The following is a 13,090-nucleotide window of genomic DNA, read 5'->3' on the forward strand; positions in this document are numbered from 1 at the left end:
TTAATGTGCTGCCTGTTTAATTACGAACAGCGTTTATTGAGTTGCAAAGATAGTTCCAAAAAAATTAATACAATGTAAATTTATTGTATTCTTTTAGTTAAATTATGTTAAATATTGATTTCTAACGCTTTAAGCGCATTAAATTCTACTATAATTTCTTCTAAAACCTCTTTTGCTGGCTTTATTTCATGTATTAACCCTGCAACTTGTCCTATTTCTAGTTCTCCATTTTCTAAATCTCCCTCAAACATTCCTTTTTTAGCTCTTGCTCTTCCCAGTAATTGTTTTAAATCTTTTAATGTTGGTTTTTGTTTGTACAAGTCTTGAACATCATTATAAAATTTATTTTTAATCAATCTTACGGGTGCCAATTCTTTTAATGTAAGTTGTGTATCTCCATCTTTAACCTCAACAATACGCTGTTTAAAATTATGGTGAGCAGAAGATTCTTTTGTTGCTGCAAACCTACTACCAATTTGCACGCCATCTGCACCTAAAATCATTGCAGCTAACATACCACGTCCAGAACCAATTCCGCCAGCAGCAATTATAGGTATGGTAACTTGCTCTTTTACCATTGGTATTAGAGTAAAGGTTGTTGTTTCTTCTCTTCCATTATGTCCTCCAGCTTCAAAACCTTCGCAAACTACTGCATCAACTCCTGCAAGCGCTGCTTTTAAAGCAAATTTTACAGAACTTACTACATGTACAACAGTAATTCCCTTTTCTTTTAAGAAAGACGTCCAAATTTTTGGGTTTCCAGCAGAAGTAAAAACAATTTTTACTCCTTCTTTTACAATAATATTCATTATTTTTTCAATATCTGGATACAACATAGGCACGTTAACACCAAAAGGTTGGTTTGTTGCTTTTTTGCATTTTTGAATATGCATTCTTAAAACTTCAGGATACATAGAACCTGCACCAATTAAACCCAAACCACCTGCATTAGAAACGGCGGCAGCTAATTTCCAACCAGAAACCCAAACCATACCACCTTGTATTATTGGGTATTTAATATTGAATAATTTTGTGATGCTGTTTTGCATTATTGCTTTAGAATTTTTATGGTTTTTTGTTGATTGTCTTTAGAAAGTTGCAAAAAATAAACGCCCTTTTTTAATAGAGAAATATCTATTTGATTTTGGTTGAATTTTACTTGCTGCAAAACTTTTTTACCTAAAACATCAAACATTTTATATTGATACCTTTCTAAATCCTCCTCAATGCCGTTAACCTTAAAAATTGTAACAACAGGATTTGGATAAATACTAATTTCATTTAAAGAATTGCTATCTACAGAAAAAACCGATGTGAAATTAGTAAAAGCTACTTTAAAATCTGGAATACCATAACCGTGTTGATCTGTAGGATTTGCATAACGATCTGCAGATTTATAAACGGCTTCTTTTAAATAATCATTAAAATTTTTACTATTTTTTTTAGCTGATGATTTTAAAATAAAACCTTCATTATCATTCAAACAAGCTATTAAACCTGCCATTATAGGCGCAGAAAAAGAAGTTCCGTTTGCATTGGAAATAGCGCCATTTGTATGGTTAATAACAGAAGCAGAAGTTCCTAAAGCTAGTATTTCTGGTTTTATTCTGCCATCAAAACTTGGCCCAAAAGAACTAAATGGAGAAATATTTTTACTTGAATCTACTGCGCCAACAGAAATTACAGAAGCAGCATCTGCAGGCGCTGTAATATGTTTCCAAGCACTTATGCCAGAATTTCCTGCAGAATTTACCACTAAAATTCCTTTTTGAGATGCAATTTCTGCTCCTCTAGAAATAAAGGTAGTTTTTCCATCCATATCTGCATAAGTATAATTGTGCTTAGAGTTATCAAATGTAGAATATCCTAAAGAAGTATTAATTACATCTACGCCTAAACTATCTGCTCTTTCTGCAGCCTCTACCCAAAGTGTTTCTTCTAAAACAGTTTCTGATTCTACAACTTCTGTAATAAATAAATAAAATTTTGCATCTGGTGCAGTGCCTACAAATTGGTCTTCCAGATAGCCTCCTATGGTTGATAAAACATTGGTTCCATGGTTATTTCTAGTATAAAAACTAGTATTTCTATCGGCAAAATTATAACCACCTAAAATTTGATTATTAGCTCTTATTCTTTTAAACGCTGGTAAAGTATTTACATTGGGAAAACCAGCATCCATAATTGCTATAACTTGGTTTTTTCCTGTTAAACCTTGTTCATGCAAAAAATCTCCATTTAACATTTTTATTTGAGTCGCTGTTGCACCGTAATTAAAAGAAGTAGTAGTATATTTAAATTTATTTACATGATTTAAAACCTGTTTTTTAGAAACCGTTTTACTTGCTGCATTTAAAGATTTATCTGCAAAATCTATACTTTCTATAAAATTAAACTTCGTTTTTAATGTTTTTATAACAGATTCTGTTCCTTGAATATGTAACGCATTCAACCATTTTGATTTTCCTAAAATGGTAATATTTGGTTCATTTTTAAGTTGATTATAGTAATTTTCATCAACAGGAACATCTGTAACATCTAAAGTTACACCTTGTTGATTTCTTCTATCTATAGCTCTTTGAGATAAAATTGATAATGGATTTGCTAAAAAACTTTCCGACTTTGGTTTATCTTTTAGAAAAATCCAAGCATCTTCTTGTTGCGCAAAAAGTTGAAAACCAAAAAAGATTAAAAATATAAATACAATGTTTTTCATAACTCTGTAATTGAGTTATAAAAATACTACATTATATATCGTAAAAAAAGTTTTTAAGAAATTACACCAGAACCTAAAAGTTCTTCGTTTTTATACCAAGCTACAAACTGCCCTTCTTGTATGGCAGATTGTTTATTCTCAAATTCAACAAATAAACCGTTTTTAACTTTATGTAATGTTGCATTTTCTAGCGGTTGTCTGTAGCGTATTCTTGCCTCTACTTTCATAGTTTCATTTACCTCTAAAGTGAGGTCTTTACGAATCCAATGGATTTCTTCATTGGCCACAAATAATGTATTTCTATACAAACCCAAATGATTTTTGCCTTCACCTGCATAAATGGTATTGGTCTTTACATCTGTTTCTATAACATATAACGCTTCTTTAGTACCGCCAACATTTAAGCCTTTACGTTGCCCTTTTGTAAAATAATGCGCTCCTTGATGCTTACCCACTATTTTACCATCATTTTTAGCATAGGTAAACTTCGTAGCTAAATGTTGTAATTCTTCTTCTTTATTTGAGAACTTAGGAAGTTCTGCTTTATATTGAGCAAATTCTGAAGGAATTACCACAATATTTCCTTCTTTGGGTTGTAATTTTTGTTGTAAAAATTCTGGCAAACGAACTTTTCCTATAAAACATAAACCTTGAGAATCTTTCTTTTCTGCTGTTATTAAATCGGCTTTTTTAGCAATTTCTCTTACTTCTGGTTTTGTTAATTCGCCAATAGGAAACAGTGCTTTTGTTAGTTGCTCTTGAGATAATTGACAAAGAAAATAAGATTGATCTTTATTATTATCTTTACCCGCCAAAAGTTTATACACTGGTTTTTTGTTGATAATTTCTTCGCCTTTTCTACAATAATGCCCTGTTGCTACAAAATCTGCACCCAATTCTAAAGCAATGTCCATAAAAACATCAAACTTTATTTCTCGGTTGCACAATACATCTGGATTTGGTGTTCTTCCTTTTTCATATTCTGCAAACATATAGTCTACAATACGTTCTTTATATTGTAAACTTAAATCTACAACTTGAAAAGGAATACCTAACTTTTCTGCAACAATCATTGCATCGTTAGAATCTTCTAACCAAGGGCATTCATTAGAAATTGTTACAGAATCATCGTGCCAATTTTTCATAAAAAGCCCAATAACTTCGTACCCTTGTTCTTTTAGTAAATATGCGGTTACACTAGAATCTACACCACCAGAAAGACCAACAACTACTCTTTTCATTTTATAAATTTAAGGATGCAAAGATACAACTTTACAGAAATATTCTATTGTATAACAATTGAAGTAAAAATTTAATTTTTTCTTGTTTTAAAGAGCATTTCATCAATTCTTTTTCACCTTAAATTTTTCTCTAACCTCTTTTTTCTTGGCAATTTCTCCATCCAAATAAAATTCCCATTTCCCAACACGTATGCCTTCTTTATACATGCCTGTTTCTTTTAAATTACCATTCAATTCAAAATACTTTGCACGTCCGTTTTCTTTACCAAATTTATACTCAACTTCTTCTATTAAATTACCATTACTAGCATATTTACTAGTTATGCCGTGCAATACACCATTTTTATATTCTGCAAACTCAGTAACTTGGCCATCAGGGTAATATACTAGTTGCTCACCATGCAACTGCCCTATTTTGTTATAATTTTCTTCTGCCATTAAGGTACCATCAGGATAAAAATATTGCCAATTTCCTGTTCTTTTCCTTTTGTTTAAAATACCTTCTGTTTTAATTTTTCCTTTTAACGTAAAAAATTGAACAAAAAGAGAATCAGAATCTTCAAAAAAAGTTTTTATAATAACAGGATGGTCTGAGTTTGTAATATCATAAAACTTAAAAACACCTACTTCTTTTCCGTTTTCAAATTGACCAGAATAGCGAATTCTCTTGTTGGGATAATATTTTTTCCAAACTCCAATTCTTTCGTTTTTATTGTTAAAACGATTTATTTTTTGCGCTTTTACATCTTTATTTATAAAAAAACAGGCCATAAAGATGCTTAGAAAAGTTAGTCTTTTTATATGTATCATTGCAATAGAATTTAGGACAAATATACAATAAAGCATTAGTAAAACGAATGACGCAAACAAATGAACTTTATTTAATTGAGCAGTTACAAAATATGGGAACTGCTGCAAGAGAAAACAGAAAAAGGGTTGCAGATATTGTGTTAGCCAAAAAAGATTTATTTGAAGCACTGGTTTCTGTTACCTTTTTTGTTGATGATAAAGTGTCTATTAAAGCTGCTTGGATTTTAGAGTGGATTTGTACCCACCATAATTTAAATTGGATATTGCCACATTTAACAGAATTTACAGAAAATATTCAATATTTAAAATTTGATAGCGCAATAAGACCTTGTGCAAAAATTTGTGAACATATAGCAAACGCTTTTTTTGATAAAACAACAAATGAAACCAAAAAAGTATTAACCAAAACTCACATAGAAAATATCGTCAACACTGGTTTTGATTGGTTAATTACTCCGCAAAAAATTGCAGTTAGAGCATACATTATGAATACTTTGTATTTATTTGGATTAAACAGTAATTGGATTCATACTGAGTTAAAACATTTAATAGTATCTAAAATAATTCATGAAAGTAAAGGAACAAAAGCACGCGGAAAACAAATTCTTTTACGCATAGAAAAACATCAAAATTCCCATGAATAACTGTGTTTTAATGCTTATTTTTGCAGCTTACAACACAACAAAAAATGAACTTAACACAATTGAATGCCATTTCTCCTATTGATGGAAGGTACAGAGGAAAAATAGAAAAATTAGCCAACTACTTTTCTGAAGAGGCTTTAATAAAATACAGAGTTCGCGTAGAAATAGAATATTTTATTGCATTATGCGAAATTCCTTTACCTCAACTAGCAAATTTTAATGCATCTTTATTTGATGATTTACGTAAAATTTATACAGATTTTACTGCGGAAGACGCTCAGAAAATAAAAGATATTGAGAAAATTACAAATCATGATGTTAAGGCCGTTGAATATTTTATTAAAGAAAAATTTGACGCGTTAAATTTACAAGAATTCAAAGAATTTATCCATTTTGGCTTAACTTCTCAAGACATTAATAATACTGCAATTCCTCTTTCTATAAAAGAGGCAATGAATGCTGTTTTTGTACCTCAATATTTTGAGGTTTTAGAAAAATTACAAACTTTAGTAATTGAGTGGAAAGAGGTTTCTATGTTGGCTAGAACTCATGGCCAGCCAGCATCTCCTACAAGATTAGGTAAAGAAATAGATGTTTACGTTACACGCTTAAAAGAGCAATTTAATTTATTAAATGATATACCAAGTGCTGCCAAATTTGGTGGAGCAACTGGTAATTTTAATGCACATAAAGTTGCATATAAAGATATAGATTGGAAAGCATTTGGTAGCAGTTTTGTACAAGAAAAACTAGGTTTGTACCATAGTTTTCCTACAACACAAATAGAACATTATGACCATTTAGCAGCTTTATTTGACTGTTTAAAAAGAATAAATACCATAATTATAGATTTAGATAGAGATTTCTGGACCTATGTTTCTATGGATTATTTTAAACAAAAAATTAAAGCAGGAGAAGTAGGTTCTTCTGCAATGCCACATAAAGTAAACCCTATAGATTTTGAGAACTCTGAAGGAAATTTAGGAATTGCAAATGCCATTTTTGAACATCTTTCTGCAAAATTGCCAATTTCTAGATTGCAAAGAGATTTAACAGATAGTACTGTTTTACGTAATGTTGGTGTACCTTTTGGACACACAATTATTGCTTTTACGTCTACTTTAAAAGGATTAAATAAATTATTGTTAAACAAAGAAAAGTTTGAGCAAGATTTAGAAAATAATTGGGCTGTTGTGGCAGAAGCAATTCAAACTATTTTAAGAAGAGAAGCTTATCCAAATCCTTATGAAGCGTTGAAAGGGTTAACAAGAACTAATGAGAAAATTAATCAAAACTCAATTGCCAATTTTATAGATACTTTAGATGTTTCACCAACCATTAAAGAAGAATTAAAAGCAATTACACCAGCAAATTATACAGGAATTTAGATTTCGTTGGAAGTTGGAAGTTGGAAGTTGGAAGTTGGAAGTTGGAAGTTGGAAGTTGGAAGTTGGAAGTTTAAAATTGAAAAAACATGTTAGATAGAAAATCAAAAAAGAGTTTTTTAGCAAGATTTACTAAAACTGCTATTTGTTTAGGAATGGGACTTTTTTTCTTAGTTGCTTGTTCTTCAGAAAAACCAGATGCAGACAGATTTAAACAAGGTGTTTTTGAAATTCCTGCAGGCGATGGCTACAGTAAAACCATTATCACCAGAAAAGATAGTTTCCAAATAGAAGAATACGAGAAAATTATAAGTATTTCTAATGATAGTACTGTACAAGAAAAAAGAGTAAAAAGAATAGATACTTTATACATAAAATGGAAAAGTAACTTCTTTTATTCTTTAAAAATGAAATCTCCAAAAAAACAGTTAGACAAAGACGCTATTTATGTGCAAATAACCAAAGTTACAGATAGTTCTTATGATTTTTCTGCTAAAGTTGGTTTTAGTAAATTTAAAACAGAGGGTACACTTTTTAAAATAAAGTAATATTTAACAAAAGTATAGGTCTTAATTTTAAAGCTAATTAGTACTTTGCATCCGTTTTAAAATAGTAACATATAATTAAATAAAACTATCAAAAAAATACACAAACATATAAGTCTATTCTTATTGGCACTTTTTGTAATGCCTTTAATTATGATGTCTTTACATGCTTTTAGTAATCACGAGCATGGTATTTGTACTTCTAAAGTAGAAAAACATATACATGAAAAAGATACAGACTGTAGTTTGCATTTAATTAAACAATCTACACCTTTATTAACACAAAATACGTTTCAAGAAATTATTACAATTCCTTGTAATACCAAAGCCTTAACAACGTATTCTTACTTAAAAAATCATTATCAATTAGCTTTTTCTCTAAGAGGACCACCTGCTATTACTTAAATATATTTTAGATATTTATTTAATTGATTAAAGCAAAAAATGATAAAAAGATTTTTAGCATTTGTATTTGTGTGGTTTATTTTTAGCGCTACACAAGCACAAGATTGTTCTATTACTTTTAAAGGAAAAATTACAGATTTTCACGACAATACACCAATTATTGGTGCATCTGTTCACATCTTAGATTTAAACAAATACACCTCTTCTAATGAAGATGGATTGTTTGAATTTAAAAACTTATGTGCACAAAAATTTGTTGTAGAAATTAAGCATATTTCTTGCGATCCTAAAAGAATAAACATCAATCTTGAAAAAAATACTTACAAAGAAATCTTTTTAGAACACCACTTAAACGAATTAAATGAAGTAGTTGTAAGAACAACATCTAAAACAACAATAACAAGTGTTGAGCAAAACCTAAAAAAAGAAGTCATAGAAAATTTTACAGACAAATCTTTAGGCGATGCTTTAAACACAATGAGTGGTGTATCTTCCTTAAATACAGGAAATAGTATTGTAAAACCAATGATACATGGTTTACATAGCAGCAGACTGTTAATAGTAAACAATAATGTACGTATGTTTGACCAAGAATGGGGAGATGAACACGCACCAAATATAGACATAAATGCAAGCGAAAAAATTGCAGTTATTAAAGGTGCAAATACCTTAAAGTATGGTTCAGATGCTGTTGGTGGTTTAATATTGATTCAACCTAAAAAATATGCAGTAAAAGATTCCCTTTTTGGCAGCACAATAACCTCTTTTAACACCAACGGTTTTGGTGGTAACATAAATTCTGAAATTGTAAAAACGTATAAATCTGGGTTTTACTCTAAGCTTCAAGCCAATTACAAACAATTTGGAGATTTTAGAGCACCAGATTATTATTTAACCAATAGTGGTTTAAAGAATTTAAATGCATCTTTAAGAATGGGTTATAATACGTATGAAAAAGGTTTTAACGCGTATTATAGTTTTGTAAATAACCAATTTGCAATTTTACAATCTTCTCATATTGGTAACGTTAACGATTTGGTAAACGCAATTAATAACTTACAACCAAGAGTTACAGAAGATTTTTCTTATGATATTACGTTTCCAAAACAAGAAATTTACCATCATTTAGGTAAAATAGAAGCTTATAAACGTATTAAAGATTTAGGTAAATTGTCTGTACAATATGATGTGCAATTAAACCGAAGAAAAGAATTCGATTTAAGAAGAGGAAACAGATCTAACACACCTGTTATAGATTTAAGGTTATTTACAAATACGCTACAAACAAATTTAGAGGTAGAATATTTAGATAATTTAAAAATAGACACTGGCGTTTTAATTCGTTATCAGCAAAATGATGCAATTTCTGGAACAGGAACCAATCCATTAATTCCAGATTTTACAAAATATGATGCTGGTTTATTTACAATTGCAAATTACTATTTAAATGAAAGCACTGATTTTAGTGCTGGTTTTAGATATGATTTTTCTAAAATTGATGCAAGAAAGCGATACAATGTTACAGACTGGAACGAAACTTTTAATTACGACGAATTGTTCCCAGAATTTGAAACAGGTACTATAAATGGAACTAGAATTTTAACAAATCCTAAGTACACATTTCACAACCTATCTGCAAGTTTGGGGCTTTCTAAACGTTTTAATAATGATGTTTCTTTATTAGTCAATTACGGTTTAGCTTCTAGAGTTCCAAATCCATCAGAATTATTTAGCGATGGTTTGCATCATTCTGCAGCAAGAATAGAAACAGGTTTGTTAACTTTAGATAAAGAAATTGCCAATAAATTTATTGTTTCTTTAGAAAGAGTAAATCGTAATTTTGGTTTTTCTATAAGTCCGTATTACAAACATATTAATGGTTTTATTCAATTAATACCTGTTGGAATTACAACAACTATTAGAGGCGCATTTCCTGTTTGGGAATACAATCAAATTAATGCGCAAATATTTGGGATAGATATAGATGTTAATAAGCAAATAACAGAAAAATTTAACTATTTGGGCAGTTTAAGCTTGTTGCAAGGAGATAATTTAACGGAGGATATTGCATTAATTCACATGCCTTCTACAAATTTTACAAATACAATTTCTTATCAAAACAAAAATTTAAATCAGTTAACTATTGCGTTCAACCAAAAAACGGTTTTACAGCAAAATAGATTTCCAGATTATAATTTTAACACCTTTAATGCAATTCTACAAGAAGATGTTTTTGTAGATATTAGCACAACACCACCTACTTATACTGTATTTAATTTACGAAGTTCTGCTGTTTTTAAAATGAATAAAAAGAGTAATTTAAAAATAGAATTTAATGTAGCTAATGTTTTTAATGTTGCCTACAGAGAAAATTTAAACAGACTACGTTATTTTGCAGATGAATTAGGTAGAAACTTTAATTTAAAATTAAAATATAATTATTAAAACAAACACAAATGAAAACTTTAAAATCAAACAAAATGAAAACAATTAAATTATTGGCCGTATTATTTATTTCTACTTTAATATTCACAAGCTGTGAAGATGATCGTAATGACGATGATGGTGAGGATGAAGAAGAATTAATAACAACAGTAAACTATAGATTAACAAATGGTAATGATGTTGTAACTTTAACTTTCCAAGATTTAGATGGAGAAGGTGGTGCAGAAGGAACGTACACTGTTTCTGGAACATTAGCACCTAATACATCTTATACTGGTGAAATAGAATTGTTAAACGAAACAGAATCTCCTGCAGAAGATATTACAGAAGAAATAGAAGAGGAAGATGATGAGCACGAGTTCTTTTACACAACCTCTGCTCCTGGTATAGAAATTACTAAAACAGATATGGATGGTGATGGAAACCCTATTGGACTTAAAACTTCTTTAGTAACAGGTCCTTCTGGTTCTGGTACCTTAACAATTGTTTTAAAGCACGAACCAACAAAACCAAATAATGGTACTTCTGCAGATGCAGGAGGAAGTACAGATGTTGAAGTAACTTTTGATATTCAGGTGCAATAATAAATTTCTTTTTTAAGATTAAAAAGTGCTGAGAAATCAGCACTTTTTTTATTTACATATTTTACTTTTTTTAATTCTTTGCTTTTTATATTTTTACCATGTATTATTTTTGTGCTGTTTTACTTCTTTTTAAAGTGATAAAAATGCTCGAATTAAAAGCATTTTATGTCTAAATTACCCAAAGAACATCAATTTATAGATTTATCAGATTATGGCAGACCTGTTGCTAGAATTATTGCAAATTCTTTAAAAACTACAAAATTTACACCGGTAGATGTTACGTTGGCTTTTGTAATATCTGGTTTAATTGGTATTTATTGCATTGTAATAGAATATTATTGGGCAGCTGCATTTTTCCTTATTTTTAAGTCGATTTTAGATGCTGCAGATGGTGAGTTGGCAAGAATAAAAGAAACACCTTCTTACACAGGACGTTTTTTAGATTCCGTTTCTGATATTATACTCAACTTTATTATTTTTATTACCATTTGGTACTTAACAGATATTAGTATTTATTGGACTTTATTAGCTTTCTTCGGTATACAATTACAAGGAACTTTGTACAATTATTATTATGTAATTTTAAGAAATCATTTTGAAGGAGATACCACAAGTAGAATTTTTGAAAACGCTACTCCTACTGCCTTACCCGGAGAAAAACAAAAAAACGTAAATATTTTATATTTTATATACAAAGCACTTTACGGTATTTTTGATGAAATTATTTATGCTCTAGACAGAAAAGCACCAGAAGGTAAACCATTTCCAAATTGGTTAATGAGTTTAGTTTCTACTTTTGGATTAGGGTTTCAATTACTAATTATAAGTGTACTTTTAGTTTTAGGTTTAAAAGCCTTTATAATTCCTTTTTTTATAGGTTACTCTTTTATGATTTTTATTTTCATTTTAATTAGAAAGGTCTTCTTTTAACGCACATTCTTCGTTTTATTAATAAAACTCAACACAATAAAAGCCGCTAAAAAGAAAACTGCTAAAGACAATACACTAGACTGAATGGTGAAAATGGCGTTTAATAAACCAAAAGTTACCATACCAACAACTAAAGCAACTTTTTCAGTAACATCAAAAAAGCTAAAATAAGAAGCAGTATCCTCTGTTTTTGGTAATAATTTAGAATATGTAGATCTTGCCAAAGATTGTATTGCACCCATTACCAAACCAATTAAACCTCCTAAAACATAAAAATACAAATCTATATTTGGAGTTTCTTTAGTTAAATTAAAACCAATTACACAAACCAAACCCCAAATTGCAATGGTTATTTTAAGCGTTTTTATATTGCCAATTTTATTGGATAATCTAGAAAATAAAAATGCACCTAAAATACCCACAAATTGAACCAAAAGAATGGTACCAATTAAATTTAAAGTTGGTAAACCTAAAATGGTTCCAAAAATACCCGCCATTAAAATAATTGTTTGCACACCAATACTTAATAAAAAGAAAGAAATTAAAAATATTTTTAAAGAACGATAACCAAACAATTCTTTAGCCACTTTTTTAAACTCTAAAATTCCTTTTTTAAAGTAATTGTCTTTTGGTAAATCATTTTTTAAATCTTTAGGCAGTTTTGCATAAGTAATTTGTGCAAAACCCAGCCACCACAAACCAACCAAAACAAAAGAAAGTTGCGATCCGAATTGTTTGTCATAAAAACCAAAAACCTCTGTTTCTATTAAAACCAAACAAAGTATTAATAATAAAATAGAGCCACTATAGCCTAACATAAATCCTTTTGCACTAGCATTATCCTGTTGTTCTGGATGCGCAACTTCAGGTAAATAGGCGTTGTAAAAAACAATACTTCCCCAAAAACCAATACTCGCTAAAACACTAAAAACAATAGCTACCCATAACGTTTCTTTACCTGTAAAAAAAAACAAACACATTACAGAAATAGAACCTAACAAACAAAAACGCTTTAAAAATGTTTTTTTACTACCTGCATAATCTGCAATACCAGACAGCATTGGAGATAAAATGGCGACTACCAAAAAAGAAAACGCTAACGCATAATTATAAAGCGAAGTAGGTTTAAAAAGCATTCCTAAAAAAGAAATTTTACCTTCTGCATTTGCAAAATTTTCTGAAGCCGTTAAACCTGCATAATAAATAGGAAAAACAGCTGTACTAATTACTAAAGAGTACACAGAATTTGCCCAATCATAAAATGCCCAAGCATTTATTAACTTTTTATCTCCCTTTTGTAACATTATAATATCTCTAAATTTAATTCATAAAAAAACCGTTCAATTGGTATTGAACGGCTTACAATATAGTAAAAGTTTAATTGC

Annotated in this window: 12 protein-coding genes; 7 read left to right on the forward strand and 5 right to left on the reverse strand. The window is 29.6% G+C overall.

The genetic code is table 11. The annotated features are described in order from the left end of the window. Positions 1-107: 107 nt before the first annotated feature. The 4 genes from Q0762_RS09875 to Q0762_RS09890 all read right to left on the reverse strand — a co-directional run bounded on the left by Q0762_RS09875 (position 108) and on the right by Q0762_RS09890 (position 4,767). Complete coding sequence (locus Q0762_RS09875) at positions 108-1,049, reverse strand: nitronate monooxygenase (protein WP_298766497.1); 942 nt, start codon at positions 1,047-1,049, stop codon at positions 108-110. Further along, positions 1,049-2,716, reverse strand: a complete 1,668-nt coding sequence (locus Q0762_RS09880) for a S8 family serine peptidase (protein WP_298766499.1) — start codon at positions 2,714-2,716, stop codon at positions 1,049-1,051. Before Q0762_RS09880 ends, Q0762_RS09875 begins: the two co-directional genes overlap by 1 nt. Before the next feature lie 53 nt (positions 2,717-2,769). Then, complete coding sequence (gene mnmA / locus Q0762_RS09885) at positions 2,770-3,957, reverse strand: tRNA 2-thiouridine(34) synthase MnmA (protein ID WP_298766501.1); 1,188 nt, start codon at positions 3,955-3,957, stop codon at positions 2,770-2,772. 102 nt (positions 3,958-4,059) lie between these two features. Then, positions 4,060-4,767, reverse strand: a complete 708-nt coding sequence (locus tag Q0762_RS09890) for a toxin-antitoxin system YwqK family antitoxin (RefSeq protein WP_298766502.1) — start codon at positions 4,765-4,767, stop codon at positions 4,060-4,062. Positions 4,768-4,814: 47 nt separating this feature from the next. Between Q0762_RS09890 and Q0762_RS09895 the strand changes: the two genes are divergently transcribed. The 7 genes from Q0762_RS09895 to Q0762_RS09925 all read left to right on the forward strand — a co-directional run bounded on the left by Q0762_RS09895 (position 4,815) and on the right by Q0762_RS09925 (position 11,705). Beyond that, on the forward strand, positions 4,815-5,411 hold the full coding sequence (locus Q0762_RS09895) for an adenylosuccinate lyase (protein WP_298766504.1): 597 nt from the start codon (positions 4,815-4,817) through the stop codon (positions 5,409-5,411). 44 nt (positions 5,412-5,455) lie between these two features. Beyond that, positions 5,456-6,799 carry an adenylosuccinate lyase gene (purB, locus tag Q0762_RS09900; RefSeq protein WP_298766506.1) on the forward strand — a complete coding sequence of 448 codons (1,344 nt, stop codon included), beginning with the start codon at positions 5,456-5,458 and terminating at the stop codon, positions 6,797-6,799. Positions 6,800-6,885: 86 nt separating this feature from the next. Beyond that, positions 6,886-7,344 carry a hypothetical protein gene (locus Q0762_RS09905; RefSeq protein WP_298766508.1) on the forward strand — a complete coding sequence of 153 codons (459 nt, stop codon included), beginning with the start codon at positions 6,886-6,888 and terminating at the stop codon, positions 7,342-7,344. Between the two features lie 150 nt (positions 7,345-7,494). Next, the gene (locus Q0762_RS09910; protein ID WP_298766510.1) at positions 7,495-7,746 is read left to right on the forward strand and encodes a hypothetical protein; all 252 of its coding nucleotides are present in this window, start codon (positions 7,495-7,497) and stop codon (positions 7,744-7,746) included. A gap of 39 nt (positions 7,747-7,785) precedes the next feature. Beyond that, complete coding sequence (locus tag Q0762_RS09915) at positions 7,786-10,191, forward strand: TonB-dependent receptor (RefSeq protein WP_298766513.1); 2,406 nt, start codon at positions 7,786-7,788, stop codon at positions 10,189-10,191. Positions 10,192-10,226: 35 nt separating this feature from the next. Beyond that, entirely contained in the window at positions 10,227-10,775 is a 549-nt protein-coding gene (locus Q0762_RS09920; RefSeq protein ID WP_298766515.1) for a type 1 periplasmic binding fold superfamily protein, read from the forward strand. A 165-nt stretch (positions 10,776-10,940) separates the two neighbouring features. Then, complete coding sequence (locus Q0762_RS09925) at positions 10,941-11,705, forward strand: CDP-alcohol phosphatidyltransferase family protein (RefSeq protein WP_298766517.1); 765 nt, start codon at positions 10,941-10,943, stop codon at positions 11,703-11,705. On the opposite strand, the gene Q0762_RS09930 is transcribed toward Q0762_RS09925, so the two are convergent. Further along, positions 11,702-13,009, reverse strand: coding sequence for an MFS transporter (locus Q0762_RS09930; protein WP_298766519.1), 1,308 nt, complete (start codon positions 13,007-13,009; stop codon positions 11,702-11,704). The genes Q0762_RS09925 and Q0762_RS09930 overlap by 4 nt on opposite strands. Between the last annotated feature and the right edge of the window lie 81 nt (positions 13,010-13,090).

The organism is uncultured Polaribacter sp. (assembly GCF_947495205.1).
In the GTDB taxonomy this organism is placed as follows: domain Bacteria; phylum Bacteroidota; class Bacteroidia; order Flavobacteriales; family Flavobacteriaceae; genus Polaribacter.

What these genes read in the sequence shown, in the direction of transcription:
- Q0762_RS09875 (WP_298766497.1), bottom strand. Translation starts at nt 1,049, where the DNA reads ATGCAAAACAGCATCACAAAATTATTCAATATTAAATACCCAATAATA.
- Q0762_RS09880 (WP_298766499.1), bottom strand. Translation starts at nt 2,716, where the DNA reads ATGAAAAACATTGTATTTATATTTTTAATCTTTTTTGGTTTTCAACTT.
- mnmA (WP_298766501.1), bottom strand. Translation starts at nt 3,957, where the DNA reads ATGAAAAGAGTAGTTGTTGGTCTTTCTGGTGGTGTAGATTCTAGTGTA.
- Q0762_RS09890 (WP_298766502.1), bottom strand. Translation starts at nt 4,767, where the DNA reads ATGATACATATAAAAAGACTAACTTTTCTAAGCATCTTTATGGCCTGT.
- Q0762_RS09895 (WP_298766504.1), top strand. Translation starts at nt 4,815, where the DNA reads ATGACGCAAACAAATGAACTTTATTTAATTGAGCAGTTACAAAATATG.
- purB (WP_298766506.1), top strand. Translation starts at nt 5,456, where the DNA reads ATGAACTTAACACAATTGAATGCCATTTCTCCTATTGATGGAAGGTAC.
- Q0762_RS09905 (WP_298766508.1), top strand. Translation starts at nt 6,886, where the DNA reads ATGTTAGATAGAAAATCAAAAAAGAGTTTTTTAGCAAGATTTACTAAA.
- Q0762_RS09910 (WP_298766510.1), top strand. Translation starts at nt 7,495, where the DNA reads ATGATGTCTTTACATGCTTTTAGTAATCACGAGCATGGTATTTGTACT.
- Q0762_RS09915 (WP_298766513.1), top strand. Translation starts at nt 7,786, where the DNA reads ATGATAAAAAGATTTTTAGCATTTGTATTTGTGTGGTTTATTTTTAGC.
- Q0762_RS09920 (WP_298766515.1), top strand. Translation starts at nt 10,227, where the DNA reads ATGAAAACAATTAAATTATTGGCCGTATTATTTATTTCTACTTTAATA.
- Q0762_RS09925 (WP_298766517.1), top strand. Translation starts at nt 10,941, where the DNA reads ATGTCTAAATTACCCAAAGAACATCAATTTATAGATTTATCAGATTAT.
- Q0762_RS09930 (WP_298766519.1), bottom strand. Translation starts at nt 13,009, where the DNA reads ATGTTACAAAAGGGAGATAAAAAGTTAATAAATGCTTGGGCATTTTAT.